This is a genomic window from Sphaerisporangium sp. NPDC049003, from assembly GCF_043197795.1.
GTDB lineage: Bacteria > Actinomycetota > Actinomycetes > Streptosporangiales > Streptosporangiaceae > Sphaerisporangium.
Genome location: NZ_JBICTU010000012.1, coordinates 44,523 through 63,572, shown reverse-complemented (window position 1 = coordinate 63,572; position 19,050 = coordinate 44,523). Strand labels below are relative to the sequence as shown.

The 19,050-nt window shown below is 73.7% G+C and carries 2 protein-coding genes (both running past the window's edge); both read right to left on the bottom strand.

Annotated elements, in window-relative coordinates:
- A protein-coding gene (locus ACGFIV_RS15135) for an SDR family NAD(P)-dependent oxidoreductase (protein WP_392835169.1) crosses the window boundary here: on the bottom strand, window positions 1-1,107 show its start. Its footprint begins 12,783 nt before the window's first position; 1,107 of the gene's 13,890 nt are visible here — the first part of the coding sequence; it begins with the start codon at window positions 1,105-1,107; the stop codon falls past the left edge of the window.
- Window positions 1,104-19,050 carry the 3' portion of an amino acid adenylation domain-containing protein gene (locus tag ACGFIV_RS15130; protein ID WP_392835166.1) on the bottom strand. Its footprint extends 4,049 nt past the window's final position, so only the last 17,947 of its 21,996 coding nucleotides appear in the window; the start codon falls outside the window, past its right edge; it ends in the stop codon at window positions 1,104-1,106. The genes ACGFIV_RS15135 and ACGFIV_RS15130 overlap by 4 nt, the downstream gene beginning before the upstream one ends.

Below are 19,050 nucleotides of genomic sequence, written 5' to 3'. Positions count from 1 at the left end.
CCGGGACGGCGGCACCTCGGTCACACAGTCACGGCCGGCGACGATGTTGGCCCAGAACTCGTCGAGGTCGGCGGCCTTGGGAAAGGCGCCGGACATGCCGACGACGGCGATGTCGACGAGGTCGACGGACGGGCGCGGGGTGCCGGCGGAAGCGGTGGGCGTCGGGGACACCGGGGGCCCGGCCGGGGCCGTCTCCTCGGCAGCGGCGGGCTCGGGCGTGGCCGTGGCCCTGGCCTGTGCTTCCGACTCCGTCTCCGCCTCGGGGAGCGACGCCCCGTGTTCTCGCGTCAGGTACGCGGCCAGCTCGGCGATGGTCGGGTGGCCGTACACCGTAGTCGCGGAGAGCGAGAGCCCCAGGCGGGTGTTGACGGACCTCGTCCAGGTGACGCCCGTGATGGAGTCCAGGCCCAGTTCGACGAACGGTGTGTCGTCGTCGATGTCGGACTCGCCGAGTTCGAGTTCCCTGGCGAGGCTCGCCCGGAGCCACACGGCCAGCGCGTCCTCGGCGGAGCCGGACGCGGGTGCGGCGTCCGCGGGTTCGCCGTCCGTGCCGTGCAGGCAGGCGGCCACGTGCGCGGCCAGGTCCGCAACCGTCGGGTGGCTGTAGACCTGCGTGGCGGAGAGCGCGAGCCCCAAGTGCGTGTTCAGCTTGCGCGTCCACGTCACGCCGGTGATCGAGTCCAGGCCGATTTCAACGAAGGGCACGTCGTCGGCGACGTCCGACGCGGGCAGCTCCAGCTCGTCCGCGAGGCTCTTCCGCAGATAGGCGGCGATGGCGTCGCGCGCCCCCGCGTCGTGAACGCGGGTGGCCGAGGGCCGGGGGGTGACGGCACTCATCAGATCTCCCATGAGGCCCCCGATCAGGGCGGCCAGCTCGCCGAACGTGGGGTGACCGCACACTTCGGCCACTGTGAGGGACAGCCCGAGGGTCCGGTTGATCTCGCGCAGCCACACGACGCAGGAGATCGAGTCCAGTCCCAGCTCCACGAGGGGGAGGTTGTCGGGGCTGGAGGCCGGATCGGTTCCCAGAACGCCGCCCAGCGTCTCTCGCAAGAACCGCCGCAGGTCACTCTTGGTGCGGATCTCTGTACCTGACGGTCGTGTCATCGTTCCGCGCCCCCGTTCGCCTCGGCTCGCCCGCCGGGGACGGAAGCGCGTCCCGGGGTGGTGCCGGTGATGCGGCGGATATGCCTGGTCAGCGATGCGTTGAGCGCGTCGGGGTCCTCCAGCATCGCGAAGTGCCCGACGCCCTCGACGAGTTCGACGTCGACCCCGCGGCGCGCGGCCGAGTCCGTGTCCGTTGGCATCCAGGAGGTCGAGTTGACCAGGGCCAGCGGAACGCCGGGGTTCCGGGGCAGCCGCTGAAGGTACATCAGCATCTCCCGGAACGCCGCCGACACGATCTCCGCGCCCACGTGCGCCCGCGTCCGCTCCACCAGCTCGACCAGGTCCGCCCGGCGCGTGCCGGGGAACAGCTCCTCGGCACGTACGGGATCTTCGGCGAAAGTCCGTACAAACCGGTCGATCTGGGCCTCGCTCAGCGGCCGCGGGTCGAAGGTGTGCAGTGTATCCACGCCGATCATGCCCCGGACCCGGCCGCCCAGCAGGGGCTCCGCGGCCAGCATGACGGGCCCGCCCAGGGAGTGACCGACGAGGATCACGTCCTGGGCACCGACGTGGTCGACGACGGCAGCCACGTCGGCTGCGAACGCCTCGACGGTCCAGCGCCGCCGGTCGCGCCCGGACCAGCCGTGCCCGGCGAGGTCGAGGGTGACCACGGTGAAGTCCTCGGCGAAGTGCTCGACCTGGCGGTCCCAGTACGACTGGTCGCAACCCAGGCCGTGGACGAACACCAGGGCGGGGGCGGCGCCGCGCCTGCCCCGCACGCGGTGGTGGACGGGGATGCCGTCGGCGCTGCGCACGACTGCCCCGGCTTCGTCCGGGGCGGCATGGTCCGGCTTGCGCGCGATGATCCCCACGTGCTCCATGTCGGGCCCGGGAGCCCCGTACGCGCCCTGGTCCACGCCGACCGCGCCGAAGTACCCGGCCCGCTCCACGACGAACCCGGCGGCCTCGCACTCCCTGCGGAACACCTCCGGGTCGAGGGCGTTGATCAGGCTCGGTCCGCCGACGACGTGCGCCGGGTCGAAGTGGGTCGCGACATCGGGGATGTAGCCGGGCCACGGGTCGCCGGCCCGCCTGCGCTCCTCGTACTCCGCCGCCTTGGAGGCCCAGTAGCCGAAGTAGGGCGAGTCCGTGCTCAGGAACACCTTCCCGCCCGGCACCAGCCAGCGGAACATCTTGCGCAGCGTCAGCCGGACGTCCTCGGGACCGAGGAAGTGCATGACGCGGCCGGCATGGACCGCCGTGAAGCGGCCGTCGGCGAAGTCGACGTCGGGCAGCACGCCGCGTTTCAGCGTCAGCCGCTCCCTGGCCTCGTCGTTGACGCGCTGTCCGAGGATGTCCAGGTGCCTGCGCTCCATGTCCAGCGCGACGACGCGGGCTCCGCGCTCCAGCGCGGCGATGCTGGCGACGCCGTACGCGCAGCCCAGGTCCAGCACCTCGCCGCCGCACCGCCCGGCGTACTCGGCGAAGTCCGAGGAGTACGGGACCAGGTGCTCCACCATGACGCCGGTGCGGTTCAGGGTCGCCACCATGCCGCCGAAGCCGATGCCCGCAGCCGACTTCAGGTCGTCCAGGATGTCGTGCGCCAGGGTGACCGGGCGCGTGGCAGCCGGCTGCTCCGACGCGGGGTCGGCAGTGGCGGACAGCGCGGTCAGCGTCACCGCGCGGCGGGGCCGTGCGGTGGCGTCGTCGAGCCGGTGCGGCAGCCGGGTCACGTCGGTTAGCACGACTCGCCGGGCCGCCGGTGCGCCGCTGAGGGCGGGCCGGGGCACATCCGCGACGGGAGTGCCCTGTGGCGCGGGGCCGGAGGGGGCCTGCGGCGTGGCGGGCTCGTGGGCGGCCGCCGGTGCGGAGGCGGCTTCCTGCCGTACCCAGTAGCGGTTCTGGGCGAACGGATACGTGGGCAGGCGCAGCCGCGTCGGACGGGGTCCGGCGGTCGGCAGTGCGTCCGGGCAGGACACGTCGTGCCCGGCCACGTAGAGCCGCGCCAGCGCGGTCAGGGCCGTCCTGCGCTCGGTCGCGTCCAGCTGTCCGTCCCTGACCCGGGCGGTCCAGGAGGCGACGTCCTCGCCTCCCGTACCCGCGGAGAAGTCACGGGCCACCGTGCCCGCGAACCAGGCCGGGTCAGGCGTGCTCCCGCCGTCGCGCCAGGCGCGCCACAGCGCAGCCGCCTCGTCGAGGGTGTCCACGACAACCGCGCAGCGGTGCCGGAAGTGGTGGCGGCCGCTGAACAGGGTCCGGTTGAGCTGCGGCAGATCGGCGTCCCGCAGGTCCCCGCTGTCGATCCGGTCGAGAAGGCGGTCCACCAGCTCGCCCAGTGCCTCCTGGGTCTTGGCCGAGAGCGGCAGCAGGTGGGTGGTGGCGCGCGGGGCGCGCACCGGCGCGGGGGCCGTGTGCTCGCGTACGACGACATGGGCATTGGTGCCGCTCATGCCGAACGCGCTGACCGCGCCCATGCGCGGCCGGCCCTCCGTCACCCACGGCTTCGTCGCGGTGTTGACGTAGAACGGGCTCTCGCCCCAGTCGATGTACTCGGTCCCGTCGCGGTAGTGCAGGCTCGTCGGGATGATGCCCCGGCGAACCGACTCCGACAGGCACATGAGACCCACCAGGCCGGAGGCGGCGAAGGTGTGGCCGAAGTTGGTCTTCGTCGACGTCAGCGCGCAGAACTGCCCTTCGCCGGCGGCGCCGCGGGCGTGGAAGGCGGCCCGCAGCGCGTTCACCTCAACCGGGTCCCCGAGCTTCGTGCCCGTGCCATGGGCGACGACATGGCCCAGGTCCCTCGGGTCGATCCCGGCGCGCTCGTAGACGGACTCGATCAGCTCGCGCTGAGCCTTCCCGGCGGGCGCGGTGATGCCGTTGGTGCGGCCGTCGTAGTTGAGGCCGCTCGCGGCGATCACGCTGTGGACCGGGTCACCGTGCGCCTCGGCCGCGTCGAGCGGGCGCAGCACGAGGGCCGTGACCGCTTCACCGGGGACCATGCCGTCGGCGCGCCGGTCGAAGGTGAAGCAGCGTCCCTCGGGGGACAGCATGCCCGCCTTGTCCATCGCCGCGAGTGCCTCGGGGGTGAGGACGAGGTTCGCGGCGGCGACGACGGCGATGTCGCACTCCTTCTGCCGCAGGCTCGTGCACGCCTGGTGCAGGGCCACGAGGCCCGACGAGCAGGACGTGTTGACCGCCAGCACCGGACCCTTGAGGTCCATGAAGTACGACAGCCGCGCGGCGAGGACGCCGTCGTGGTTGGAGGTGACGTTGCCGCCGTCCTTAACCAGCAGCTGGTAGTCGCCCTGCTCCACGCCGACGAACACGCCGACGCGGCGGCCCTCGAGCTCCTCCGCGCCCAGGGCAGCGTCCTCCAGCGCCTTCCAGCACTCCTGGAGCAGATGGCGCTGGCGCGGATCGAGTGTCCGGGCCTCCTTAGGCGCGAACTCGAAGAAGGCGGCGTCGAATTCGTCCGCCCAGTCGATGCTGCCCATCCAGGGGTAGCGGTCGTCCGGGCCGTCAGGTGCCGGGGCGTCGCCGAAGCGCACGGCCGGCAGCCGCTTGACCATGTCCCGGCCCTCGGCGAGGGCGTCCCAGAACTCGGCGACCGAGCGGCAGCCGGGGAAGATGCCGCTCATGCCGATGACGGCGATGGGCTCGTCGCGCCCGGCGGGCGTGGGGGCGGGCGGTTTCGGCTCGGTGGGTTCCGTGGCGGTCTCCTGCGCGGCAGCGGTGCCGGGCTGTGCGTCGAGGGACTGCTGTCCGGCCAGATGCTCCGCCAGGCGCTCGACCGTCGGGTGGTCGTACAGCACGGTCGGCGGCAACCGCAGGCCGAGGCGGTCCGACAGCTGGTGGGCGAGCTGGGTGAGGCGCAGCGAGTCCAGCCCGAGGTCGACGAAGGTGCTGCGGTCGTCGAGCCGGTGCGCGGGGACCTTCAGGACCTGCCGCACCACGTCGCGGACGGTCTCGGTGAGGTCCGGCCGGGGTGCTCGCGGGGCGGGCTTGCCACCCTGCTCCGCCGCCGGGCGCGGCGGTGCGGACGGGTCAACGGCAGGCCGTTCGAGGGCCACGGACGGGGCGGCGGCACGCCGTTCGAGCGCCGCCGACGGGGCTACGGCATGCCGGACGAGCGCCGTGGCCCGTGCGGCCGGTGCGTGCAGCACCAGCGGAGCCGCGTGTCCCGCCGTCAGCAGCCGCTCCAGGATGCCGAGGCCCTGTGCGCTGTCCAGGGGCCGCTGGCCGCTGGAGGCCAGGTAGGCGTCGGCGAAGGCACGGCCGGTGCTCCGCTGGGCAGCCGCGCCCATCCCGCCTTCCGTCCACAGGGGCCACTGCACGGCGATGGTCGCGACCCGCGACGCGTCGTCGCGCAGGGCGCGCGCGTACGCCGCCTGGAAGCGGTTGGCCACCGCGTAGTCGCAGCTGCCGAAGTCGCCCAGGACGGCCGCGCTCGACGAGAAGTGGCACACGAAGGCCGGCGGACGCAAGCCGCTGCGCAGCGCGCGGTCCAGCGCGAGGGTTCCGCGCACCTTCGGCCCGAGGACCGCCTCGAACGACTGACTCGTCTTGTCGAGCAGCGACGCGGCCTCGGCGGCGCCCGCGGCGTGCAAGACCCCGTCGAGCGCGGGCAGCGTGGCCAGCAGCCGGGCCACGGCGTGCGGGTCGCTCATGTCGAGCCGGTGGCAGACGACGTCTCCGCCGTGCCGGCGCAGCGTCCCGGTCCAGGCCTCGTCGGCGGGCCGCAGCGGGGAGCGGCCGACGAGGACCAGGTTGGCGTGGTACGTCCGCGCCAGGTGCTCGGCGACGCGCCGTCCGAGCCCACCGAACGCGCCGGTGACGAGATAGGTCCCGCCAACGCGCAGCCCCGGGCGTGCGGTGGGCGCCGTAGCGACGTCAACCCGCTCCACCCGGCCCACATGGCGCACACCGGCCCGGTACAGCGCGCTGACCGGCCGTTCCTGGTGCTGCTCGGTGAGCAGCAGGTCGGCCCAGCGGGCGGCGGGCGCCTCGCCGTCGTGCATGACCACGCGCAGCGAAGTGCCGGGCAGCACCTCGGCGAGGGACCGCTCGTAGCCGATCAGCGAGTCGAGGACGGCCTCTTCCACGGCGTCGCGGAAGTGCCCGGCGACGAGCACATGGGGGACCTCCAGCCGGGCGCCGGCCAGGGCGCGCACCAGGGCGGCCACGCGCCAGGGCTCACCGAGGAGGGATGCCTCGGTCTCGTGTTCGGCCGACCACAGGTAGTGGATCGCGTCGACGCGCCCGGACTCGGCGGCGACCTCCTCCAGGACCCGCCGCAGGTCGTGCTCGCTGCCGGGGTCCGCCACACGGGCGGTGTCGCCGTCCCCGGCGCCGGAGGCCGTCCGGCCGACGAACACGGGCCGCACGCCCGGGGCGCGCTCGCGCAGTTCCCGCGCGTACGCCCGCTGCGCGGCCTCCCCGGAGAGGAAGCACAGGACGACCTGGTCACCGGCCGCGGGGGTGCCGACCGCGTCCGCCGGTACCCAGCGCTCCTCGAAGAAGTGCACCTGCGCGTCGGCCGTCTCCGGCTCGTCCGGGTCCGCGCCCAGCCAGTGGTACTCCTCGCTGAACGGATACGTCGGCAGGCTGACCCGGCGCGGCCGGTGCTCCCCCGTGTGCAGCTGGTGCCAGTCCACGGAGGCGCCGTCCACCCACAGGCGGGCCAGCTTGTCCAGCCTGCCCTCGGTGAGCCAGCGGCCGGTGAGCTCGCGCAGGTCGTCCTCGTCGAGCAGGGCTGCGGACGCGCCCAGGGAGCCGCGTGCGCACGCGGCGTGGTCGCGGCCGGCGGCGAAGTCCTCCAGTGCGTCCACGAGTTCACTCACGCTGTGCACCACGAAGGCCACCCGCTCCGGCAGGGCGGTGCGGCCGACCTGGAGGGTGTACGCCACATCCGCCAGCCACCGGGCCGGCGCGGTGCCCTCCGGCTCGGCGAGCCGGTGCGCGAACTCGCGGGCGTACCGCATGAGGTTCTCCGGCTTCGCGGCGGAGAGCGGTACGAGCTGCGGCCCGGTGAACGAGGTGCCCTCGTCGCCCGTGGTGGGCGGGGCCTCCTCCAGGATGGCGTGGACGTTGGTGCCGCCGATGCCGAAGGAGCTGACCGCCGCCCGCAGCGGCCCGGTCGTCGGGGTGAGCTCGGTGAGCCGGTCCACGACGTGGAAGGGCGAACGCGCGAAGTCGATCTGCGGGTTGGGCTCCCGGTGGTTGACGGTAGGGGGCACCAGCCGGTGGCCGAGGACCAGCGCGGTCTTGAGGACGCCCGCCAGGCCTGCGGCCGCGTCGAGGTGGCCGAGGTTGGACTTGACGGAGCCGATGCCGCAGAAGCCGGTCCTGGCGGTGTACCGCCGGTAGGCCTCGGAGACCGCCATGACCTCGATCGGGTCGCCGAGCCGGGTGCCGGTGCCGTGGGCCTCCAGGTAGGCGATCGTCTCCGGGTGAACCCCGGTGCGGTCGAGAACCGCCGAGATCAGCTCGGTCTGGCCGCTGACGCTGGGCGCATAGTAACCGGCCTTCCGGTCACCGTCGTTGTTCATCCCGACGCCGCGCAGCAGCGTGTAGACGTGATCGCCGTCGCGCACCGCCGACGCCGCGTCCTTGAGCAGCAGCACGACGACGCCCTCGCCGCCGACCATGCCGTCGGAGTCGGCCGAGAAGGGCTTGCAGTGCCCGTCGGCGGACAGGGTCATGCCCTCCTCGTGGAGGTAGCCGACGGCGAGCTCGCCGTACATGCCCGCGCCGCCGACGAGGGCGTGTCGGGTCTGCCCGGACTGGATGGACTGCACCGCGAGGGCCAGCCCGGCCAGGGAGGAGGAGCAGTTGCTGTGCACGTACAGGCTGGGGCCGCGCAGTCCGAGCCGGTGGGAGATGGTCGTGGGGATGGTGCCGGGCTGCGCCTGGAGGAAGGCGACGAGGCCCTCCGAGTCGCGCCGGGCGCCACGGCCGGCAAGCGGTGCCTGGTACAGGGCGTTGCTCGTGGACATGTACACGGCCGCATCCGCGACGTCGCCCGGCAGGTGGCCGGCGTCCTCCACCGCCTTCCAGGAGTGCTGGAGCAGCAGCCGCAGCTGCGGGTCCATCAGCTCGGCGTCGCGGGGCGTGACCTGGAAGAACTCCGGGTCGAAGTACCCCTTGCCGCGCATCGCGGCCCGCACGGGCACGTAGTCCGGATGCGCGAGCAGTTCCTCGTCCACGCCGAGGTCGCGCAGCTCCTGCTCGGAGCAGAGCTCCACGCTCTCCTCCCCGGCGACGAGGTTGCGCCAGAACTGGTGGTGGTCGTCCGCGCCCGGCAGACGGCAGGACACGCCGATGATGGCGACGCTGTCCCCGAGATGAGCGGGGAGGGCGGACGCGGGGGCGGCGGCCGCCGCCGGCGAGCGGTTCTCGGCGGGGCGCCCGGGCTGCTCGTCGCCCGCGCCCAGGGCGGTCAGGTGCTCGCTCATGCCGCGCGCGCTGACGCATTTGAAGACCTCGGCCGCGCCGAAGGGCAGCCCGTACCGCTTGCCCGCACGGTCGGCGAGCACGGCCGCCAGCACCGAGCTGCCGCCCGCGTCCAGGAACGCGTCGGTGGGGCGGAGGTTGGCGACCCCGAGGACGTCGCGCCACAGCGCGAGCACGTCGGCCTCGTCCGGTACGCCGGTGGCGGCGGCCGTGGCCCGTGCGGCGGGCCGGGGCGACTCCGGTACGGCCGGTCCGCGGGTCTCCGCTGCGGCGGGCCGGAGGGCGTCCGGTACGGCGGATTCGGCCGCCTCAGGCAGCGTCACGTCGCGTTCCTCCAGCGCCTTGCGGTCCACCTTGCCGTTCGGCGTCCGGGGCAGCCGGTCGACGGGGAGGAGGAACGGCGGAACCATGTAGTCGGGCAACCGGCGGCGCAGGTGCGCGGAGAGCTCACCGGCCTGCGCGCCCGTCCCGGCCGCTCGGGTGTAGTAGGCCACGAGCTGCTTGCTCTCGGACTGCGTCCGGGCCACGACCGCGCACTCGCGGACGGCCGGGTGGTCGGCCAGGACATGTTCGATCTCGCCGAGTTCGACACGGAAGCCGCGAATCTTGACCTGGGAGTCGATGCGGCCCAGGCACTCGAGGGAGCCGTCGCTGAGCCAGCGCGCCAGGTCGCCCGTGCGGTACAGCCGGGTGCCGGGTGCGAAGGGGTTGTCGGGGAAGCGTTCGGCCGTGAGTTCCGGCTTGTTGAGGTAGCCGAGAGCGAGCCCGTCCCCGGCGATGCACAGCTCGCCGGGGACGCCCGCGGGCACCAGCCGCCCCCGCTCGTCGAGGATGTGGATCCGGGTGTTGTCGATGGGCCGGCCGATGGTGGCGCGCCGGTGCGCCTCGATCCGCCCGGCCGTGGACCACACCGTGGTCTCGGTCGGTCCGAACAGGTTCCAGGCCTCGCAGCCGAGTCCGACGAGGCGCTCCCGCAAGGTCTCCGGCAGCGCCTCGCCTCCGCACAGGACGCGCACCCGCTCCTCGTTGGCCCACCCGGCGTGGAACAGCATCGCCCAGGTCGACGGGGTCGCCTGCATCACCGTCGGCCGGACGGCGCCGATCAGCTCCTTCAGGCGCTCGGGGTCCCGCGCGGTGGCGGCGTCGCAGACGTGGCAGAGGGCACCGGTGACGAGCGGCAGGAAGAGTTCGAGCACGGCGATGTCGAAGCTGTGCGTCGTCACCGCGAGCATCCGGTCGTCGGCCGTCAGGCCGGGCCTGCGGGCCATCGCGCACAGGAAGTTGGTGAGGGCCCGGTGTGGCACCATCACCCCCTTGGGGTTGCCTGTGCTGCCCGAGGTGTAGATGACGTAGGCCAGATCGGCTCCCCCGACGCGCTGCCACGGCACCCACGGGGCGTCGTCGGGCCGCTCCTCGTCGATGAGGACGACGTGCGGCGCGGCCGGCTCCGTCGTCAGCTCCCGGAGCCGGCCGTGCAGCCCCGAGTCGGAGACCACGACCCGCGGCCGGGCGTCGGCCAGGATGTATGCGAGACGGTCGCTCGGGTAGCCGGGGTCCAGCGGGATGTACGCACCGCCCGCCTTCATCGTGCCCAGCAGCGTGACCAGCAGCTCGGCGGAGCGCTCCATGTAGACGGCGATGAGGCTGCCGGGGCCGACACCCAGCGCCGCCAGGCGGCCGGCGAACCGGGTCGAGCGGGCGTCCAGTTCGGCGTAGGTGAGCGTGTCGGCGCCGCTCACCACCGCCACGGCGTCGGGTGTGCGCGCGGCCTGCTCGGCGAAGAGCTCGTGGACGCACCGGTCGGGCTGCGCCACCTCCGTGGCGTTCCACTCCACGGTCAGGGTGTGCCGCTCCTCGGGCGACAGCAGGGAGCACTCGTCGACCGGCAGGCCGGGCGCCTCCGACACCGTGCGCAGCAGATGCTCGTACTGGCGCAACAGTTGTTCGGCCGTCTCCGGGTCGAACAGGGCGGCGTCGTACTTGCAGTTGACGGTGAAGCCGGGTCCGTGCTCGCCGGGCTCGACGACCTCCAGGACGAGTTCGTACTCGCCCTCCTGGTGGATGCCCTCGACGTACCGGAACGACGGGGCGGGCGCGGTCACGTCCTCGTACCAGTCCTGGTACATGAAGACGCAGGTGAAGACCGGTGAGCCAGCGCCGGACAGGCCGAGTTCGCGCACCAGCGCCGTGAAGGGGTAGTCGTGGGCGAGGCCGTCGACCAGGGTCTTCTGGACGCTCGCGCACAGATCGGCGAAGGGTTCGGCCGGGCTGATCCGGCTGCGCACCGGCATCATTTTCACGAAGTGGCCGACCGTCGCGGCGAAGCCGTGCGCGGGCCGGGTGTTCACCGGCATGCCCACGATCACGTCGTTCTGCTGCGTGTACCGGCTCAGCAGCACCTTGAAGGCCGCGAGGAACAGCGCCGACGGGTAGAGGCCGTGGTCGCGGGCGGCCTGTGCGATCCGCTCGCTCAGCTCCGGCGACAGGCGCCGCGTCGCGGTGGCCCCGCGCACGGGGCCGGAGAGCGCGGAGCGCGGCCGGTCGGCGGGCAGCGCGAGCGCGGGCAGCGGCGGAGTCAGCCGGTCGCGCCAGTAGGCGAGCCGGGCGCCGGCGTCCGCGGCTCGCAGGCCGGCCTTCTCCAGCGCGACGAACTCCTCGTACCCGGCGGTAGGCTGGAAGGCGTCGGCGGGCGTGCCGTCCAGCCGCGCCTGGTAGCCGCGGAGCAGGTCCTTCACCAGGACGACGGCTGAGGTGCCGTCGAGGACGATATGGTGGGCGTTCAGCAGCACCCAGGACTCGCCGCCTGGCCCGTGGAAGACGCCGATCCGGCACAGGGGGCCCTGCTCCAGGTCGAACGGCGCCTTGGCCGCGGCGCGGACGCGCTCGAGCACCTCGGCCTCGCCGTACGTCGTGAGATGGTGCTCCGTCAGCCACTCTCCGTCCGCCGGGGCCTCAACGAGCAGCAGGAGGCCGTGCTCCTCCCGGACGACGCCGCGCAGGACCCGATGCCAGGAGCGCACGGCGTCGAACGCACAGCGCAGCGCCGCCACGTCGAGCCCGGTCACCCGGAAGCACAGAGGCACGTTGTAGGCGCTCGCGTCCGGTGCCGCCTTGTGCAGGGCCCACAGTCCCTGCTGGCCATCGGAGAGCGGGTGGCGCAGGACCGCATCGGCGGTGGTGTGGTGCCGTACGGCGTCGTCGGCGGCCTCCCGCGCGGCGGGGGCGGTGACGCCCCGCCCGGCCAGGTGAGCGGCGAGTTCGTCGACCGTGCCGTACTCGAAGAGGAGCGCGGTCTCGAACTCCGGGTCGAGGTCCCGGATCTGCCTGCCCAGCCGTACGAGCGCCATGGAGGACAGCCCGACACCGGTGAAGTCGTGGTCGGTGGGCACCTGGGACGCGTCGCGGCCGAGGTACGCCGCGACGGTCCTGCGCAGCCAGTCCCGCACGCCCTCCTGCTTGGCGGGCGCGGAGATTCCGCCGCTCGGAGCGGGGGCCGATGCCGGGCGCGGCTCCGTGTACCAGTGCGGGGTGCGCCGGAAGGGGTACGTGGGCAGGCTGACCCGCCGCGCCGGGCGGCCGGCGTACAGCGCGTCCCAGGAGACGGCCGCGCCCGAGAGCCACCTCCGGGCCGTCTCGTGCGGGTCGGCCCCGACGGCCACAGGCCCGTCGGAACCACTGTGGCCGGGACGCGGTCCACCGGTGAGGTCGGCGTACTCGTTGGCGCCCGCTTCCCCCGTCTCACGGAACTCCGTGAGACGGGCGGCGAGTTCCGCCGTGGACCGCACCACGTACGCCAGCCGGACAGGCAGTTCGTCCCGACCGACCTGCAGGGTGCGGGCGAGGCCGGGCAGCGCCACCGGGTGGGCGGTGCGGGCCGCGTCGGCGAGGAAGTCCGCCAGGCGCCCGGTCACGGTGCGCAGTTCCTCCGGGGTCCGCGCCGACAGCGGCACCAGGCAGGGCTCCTCGTGCGTGTGCTCCAGCGCCGGGGCCACGTCGCCGCCTCCACTGTGTTCCTCGATGATCAGATGTGCGTTCGAGCCGCCCGCGCCGAAGCAGGAGATGCCGGCGCGGCGCGGGAGGGCCCGGCCCTCGGCGTCGGTCGGCGTCCAAGGGGCGAGTTCGCGCGCCACGTGGAACGGTGACCGCTTGAAGACGATCCCCGTGTTGAGCTCCTCGGCGTTGATCGAGGGCGCGAGCTGCCCGTGCCGCATCTGCATCAGTACCTTGGTCAGGCTCGCGATGCCCGACGCGCTCTCGCAGTGCCCCAGGTTCGACTTGAGTGAGCCGACCGCGCAGTACTGGCCCGCGCGGTCGGTGCCGAACGCGCGCGACAGCGCCGCTATCTCGATGGAGTCGCCGAGAGCGGTGGCCGTGCCATGGGCCTCAACGTAGCTGACGGTGGCCGGGGCCACGCCCGCCTTCTCCAGGGCTCGCGCCACGACGTCCCGCTGCGCCTTCGGGCTGGGCATGCTGTACCGGCTGGTGCGCCCGCCGGCGTTGACCGCGCTGCCCTTGATGACCGCGTACACGTGGTCGCCGCCGTCTAGCGCGTCCTGGAGCGGACGTAGCAGTACGGCGCCCACACCCTCGGCCGCCAGGAAACCGTCCGCGTGCTCGGAGAAGGGCCGGCACCGGTCGCCGTCGGACAGCAGCCCGTGCTCAGCGAGGACGTCGAAGTGGTCCGCGTTCAGCAGCAGGTTGACCCCGCCCGCGATCGCGCAGTCGTTGTCGCCGCTGCGCAGGCTCTCCACGGCCAGGTGGACGGCGGTGAGTGAGGACGAGCAGGCCGTGTCGACGGCGATGCTGGCCCCCTGGAAGTCAAACAGGTGGGACGTGCGGTTCACGATCGACGAGTAGGCGGTGCGCCCGTTGTACGTCGAGTTCATGACGCCGGCGAACACACCGACCCGGCCCTGCCGGTTGAGGGCCTCGGCCGTGTAGCCGGCGTCCTGGACGCAGCTGTGGACCGTCTCGACGAACAGCCGCTCCTGGGGGTCCATGGCCGCCGCCTCGTCCGCGGGGATGGCGAAGTAGTCCGCGTCGAAGGAGGCCACGTCGTCCAGGAAGCCGCCCCACGGGCGGCCGCGCCCTTCCTCGTCCCAGCTCACCCACCAGCGGTCGGCCGGGTACGGGGCCGTGCAGTTCATGCCCCCGCGGACGTTCTCCCAGAGTTCGGCGGGGCTGTCGGCCTGCGGGTAGCGGCAGGCCAGACCGATCACGGCGATGTCTCCGGAGGGCCTGGTGGCGCCTCCGGTCCGCGACACGGCCGGTGTGTCGGTGGGCTCGACGGCGGGCGCCGGGGCGGTGAGCACGGTCCGGGGCGCGTGTACCTCGACCGGCGGCTCGGGGCGCTCGGAGTGCTCCGCGACGAGGTGCGCCACGACGTCCCTGATGGTCGGGCAGTCGAAGAACAGCGTGCTGCTGAGCCCATCGAAGTCCTGGCTCAGCGCGTTGTTGAGCTGGACGACGAGGATGGAGTCCAGGCCGAGGTCGAAGAGGTTGGCGTCGGGCGACAGCTCTCCCGGGGCCAACCGCAGTGTGGCCGCGACGAGTTCCGTGACCCGGCGCGTGGTGCGCTCGACGCGGGATGCGGCGGCAGGGCCGGATTCCGCGGCGGGCTCCGGCCGTTCGGCCGGCGCGCTGCCGAAGAGCCTGCGCAGCTCCGCCTCCCGGGTCTCCAGGAAGTGGCCGACCAGTTCGTCGAGGGTCCGCAGCTCGAAGAAGAGGGTGCTGCTGACGTCCTCGAAGTCCCGGGTGAGGGCGTTGTTCATGCCGGACACCAGGATGGAGTCCAGGCCGTAGTCGTGCAGGTCCTTGTGCGGGTCGAGGACCTCGTCCGGCAGGCGCAGCGCCTCGCGCAGCAGCCGTTCGAAGTACTCGGTGGTCCGCGCCCGCAGCGTGCCGTCCGGCACGGTGCCGCCGGACACGGTCGGCGGCCGCTCCTGCCCCCGCGGGCCGGTGTCGGCCTTCGTGCGCGGTACCCGGAACAGCCCGTCGCTCTCGGCGACGGTGAGCTGCTGGCCGAGGGCGTGCGCCTCCTGCTCCGGCTGGACGGCCCTGCGGAAACCCTCGCGGGCCAGCACGTCGAGCCAGCGCTCGGGGGTGAGCACCGGGCTGCCGGGGATGCGCAGCTCGGCGTCCTGCGAACGCCACCAGCCGTCGACGAGCCCGAAGGTGAGGTGGGCCAGGAGCGTGTTTCGGCTCATCTCGTTCAGGAACAGCAGTCCGCCGGGCCGCAGGGCCGCCTTGACGTTGCGCAGGGTCCGGGCGATGTCGGCGGTTGCGTGCAGGACGTTGGTCGCCACGACGACGTCGAAGGAGCCCGGTTCCAGGCCCTGTTCCCCGGGCGGGCGCTCGACGTCGAGGATGCGGGTCGTCACGTACGGGTGGCGCGGGAGCAGTTGCTCCTCGGCTCGAAACAGGAACGCCTTGGACAGGTCGGTGTAGCAGTACTCCTCGATGCGGTCGCGCAGCGGTTCGAGGGTCCCCAGGACCCGGGCGCTGGTGGCACCGGTCCCGGCGCCGACCTCCAGGATGCGCAGCCGCCGTGCGGGGTCGGCCGCGCCCCACCGGCGCACGGCGTCGGCGAGGAGTTCGCCGAGCCGGTCGTTGAAGTAGTCGGCGATGGGGTCGCCCCGGTAGATGCCCTCCACCCGGGACATGGACGAGCCGGGGAAGAGGATCTCGGTGGCGGGCCGAGCTCCGACGAGGACGTCGGGCAGCGCCCGCAGACAGGATTCGACGAGGTCGACGTGGGCTCGCTGGTGGGCGCCGTGGTGCCACTGCTGGCGCTCGTCGTGCCACTGGCGCCACAGTTCGGCGCTGTCGAGGCCGGCGGGCGCGAGGGCGACGCGGCGCCCGCCACGCACCTGGAGCAGTCCGGCGTGCGTCAGCACGCGGTCGCTCTCCTCCAGCCAGCGCCGGTACTTGGGGAGCACGCGCCGCTCCAGGCCGTCCAGGCCGAGGTCGCGCAGCGTGGTGACGAGCAGCCGTTCCGCGAGCTCGCACAGGCGGGGGTGCGGCAGGAAGCGGCTCAGCCGTGCGACCTCGCCGGGCGGCGGGCGGTGGTCCGCCACGACCCGGTCGAGCACGGGGGGCAGCGGGGCGGATCCGGCCACCTGCCGCTCGTCGAGGGCGAGGCCGTCGAGCGCCTCGTCGCCGAAGGTCCGCATGAGCGCCACCTGGTCGTGCTCGCCGCCGAGGAAGTGCGCCAGGTGGCGCAGCGCCTCCTCGGGGTCGAGGGAGTCGATGCCCTCGGCCGCCATGCGGCTGCGGTAGAAGTCGTCGCTGACGACACCGGTGGCGCCCCAGTAGCCCCAGTTGACGCTCTTCACGACGGTGTCCGGCCACTGTTCGCGCAGGGCGGCGGCAAGCGCGTCCTTGAAGGTGCACCCGGCCGCGTAGTTGGCCTGCCCGGCGTCCCGGACGTGGCTCTCCACCGAGGAGAAGAAGAGGACGAGTTCCAGGGGTTCGGCGCCGAAGACGCGGGCCATGGCGGCGCCGACGTCGACCTTGGAGGCCAATGCGGCGCGAAACCGCTCCTCGTCCATGTTGGCGAGCGTCTTGTCGGCCAAGACGATCGCGGAGTGCACCACGCCGTCGATGCGCGGGCGGCGCTCCTTGATCCGGCGGTGGGCGGCCGTGAGGCTGTCGACGTCGCGCGCGTCGGCCGGGACGTAGAGGGGTGCCTCCGCGCCGACGGACCGCGCCAGCGCGGCGAGTTCGGCGAGCCGGCGCTCGATGTCCTCGTCCTGCTGCCGCCGGCCGATCCATACGATCGCCGCCTGGTGGTGCTCCACCATGTACCGGCTCCACAGCTCGCCGATGCCGCCGGCGCCGCCGATGACGACGTAGCAGCCGCGGCGGCGGTAGGGCGCTCCGGCGGGCTCCAGGGCCGGGACGGGGAGGAGTTCGTGCGAGAACCACCGGCCCTCGCGCAGCGCCAGCGTGGTGCCGGGCCGCACGGCGGGCATCGCGTGCCAGGCCCGCTCCAGGGCCGGTACGACGTCCGCGCGGTCGTCGCCGGGCAGGTCGAGCAGGCGGACGGCCCACCGGGCGTGCTCCTTGGCCGCGCTGCCCATCAGCCCGTGCACGCTCGCGTGGGTGGCGGCGACCCGGTCGCCGGGGTTCACCCGCTGCGTGCCGTACGTCAGGACGGTCCAGGTGAGCCGCCTCGTGCCGTGTCCCAGGGACAGCAGCGCCCGGACGATCCGGTAGACCTCGATGACGCCGTGCTCTTGGCCGCGTACCAGGTCGCCGCCTTCGTGCGGGGCGACCCAGACGACGTGCGCGGGGGCGTCGTCGCCGCAGACCTCGCGGATCCGCCCGGCGATCTCCTCCCAGGTGGCGCCCGGGTGCAGCGAGACGCGCCGGTGGCCGGGTGCGCACGCGCTCAGGGCGTCGCCCAGCCGCCGGTCGGCGTCGAAGACCAGGACGACGCCCGGCTCCCCGGCAACGCCGTCCGCCGGGAGGGCGAGGTTCCGCGGCTCCCACACCGGGAGCAGGGTGCGCAGCGCCGAGTTCCGGCGCTCGCCGACGTCCGACTCTCCCGTGTCGACCGCGCGGTACGTCAGACCGCGCAGCGCCGCGCAGACGCGGCCGCGGGCGTCGGTCAGGTCGATGTCCAGGACACGGGCGACGCCCTCGGGCCGTGCCCCGGCCGCCGGGCGCACCCATGCGTACATCGACTCGCCGCAGTCGGCGAACACGTCGAGCCGGTCCAGGGCGAACGGCACCGCCATCGCAGCGCCGTCGTCCAGCAGCTCCGCGCCGGGCTCGTCGAGGGCGGTGTGCAGGCCGAGCGAGGCGTGGATCGCCGCGTCGAGGAACGCCGGGTGGAGCGTGTACCGCTGGAGCGAGTCGCGCGACGGCTCGTCGACGCGCAGCTCGGCCAGTACCTCGCGGCGCCCGTCGGGGGCGCCGCGCCAGAGCGTCCGTACGACGCGGAAGCCGGGCCCGTAGTCGACGCCGGCGCGCGCGATGTGGTCATAGCACTCGGCGCCGGTCATCGACCGCCGTGTCAGGGCGGCGCGCAGCCCGTCGAGGTCGACGGACGGCCGGGGGGCGGCGCCCGCGAGGAGCGCGCGGCCCTGCACATAGACCTGGCCGCTCTCGTCGGCGGAGGCGGTCAGCTCGAAGCGCAGCGGGCCGTCCGCCGTCCCCGGGCGCTCCTCGGCCAGGGTGAACTCGATGTCGAGGCCGTCGCCGTCGACGGCGACCGGGCGCACCCAGGTGACGTTCCTGAGCGTGATGCCGCGCTGTGCGGCGCCGGGCACCGCGCGTCGGGCGGCGGTGTACGCCATCTCCAGGCTCGCCACGGCCGGCAGCAGCCGTCCGCCGCCGACCACGTGGTCGCGGAGGACGAACTCCTCGCCGGTGAAGCGGGTGCGGTAGCGGACGGCGCCGAGGCCGGAAACGTTCTCGTGCAGCAGCGGATGCGCGGGGGCCGCGGTCTGCGGTGCCGGGGTGCCGGGGCGGGCCGGCCAGGGGTGGGCGACCTGGCTGAAGGGGTAGGTCGGCAGGCTGAGCCTCCGGCCCGCGACGGGCCGGGGCAGCCGCCGCCAGTCGACGTCGGCGCCGCCTGCCCAGGCCCTGGCGAGCTTCCTCAGCTTGCCCTTCTCCCACCAGCGCGCGAGCTTCGGCTCGGGTTCCCCGGAGGCGGCGGCGGGCGCCGTGTCGCCGGTGAACCGCCGCGGCGAGTCCTCGCCTTCGACGAACAGCGCGAGTTCGGCGGCCAGTTCGCCGAGGTCCCGCACGACGAACGCCACCCGTGCGGCCATGGGCACGCGGCCGACCTGAAGCGTGTACGCGAGGTCGCGCAGCCGGACGCCGGCCGCCCGGGGGGCGCGCAGATACGCCAGCAGGTCGCGCGCGTACCGGTCCAGGTTGGCGTGGGCGCGCGCGGACAGGGGCACGAGCTGCGGGGAGCCGTCGTCGGCTGGGGCGGCGTGGTCGGCGGCGTACTCCTCGAAGACGGCGTGCGCGTTCGTGCCGCCCAGTCCAATGGAGCTCTGCGCCGCCCGGCGCGGGGCCGGGCCGGAGGGCCAGTCCCGCAGCGTGTCCACGACGTGGAACGGCGACCGGTCGAGGCGCAGCTCCAGGTTGGGGCGGGTGTAGTTGAGGGTCGGGGGGATCTGCCGGTGGTAGAGGGACAGCAGGACCTTGATGCTGCCGGCGAGCCCCGCGGCGGAGTCGAGGTGGCCGAGGTTGGACTTCACCGAGCCGATGCCGCAGTAGCCGGTCGCGTCGGTGAAGTCGCGGTACGCCTCGGTGAGCGCGGCCAGTTCGACCGGGTCGCCGAGCTTGGTGCCGGTGCCGTGGGCCTCGACGTAGCCGATCGAGCGGGGGGCGATGCCCGTGCGCTCAAGGACGGCGCGGATCACGCGGCTCTGCCCGGTGACGCTCGGGCTGTAGAAACCGGTGGCGTCGGCGCCGTCGCTGTTGGTGGCGATGCCGCGCAGCAGGCCGTAGATGTGGTCGCCCGCGGCCACG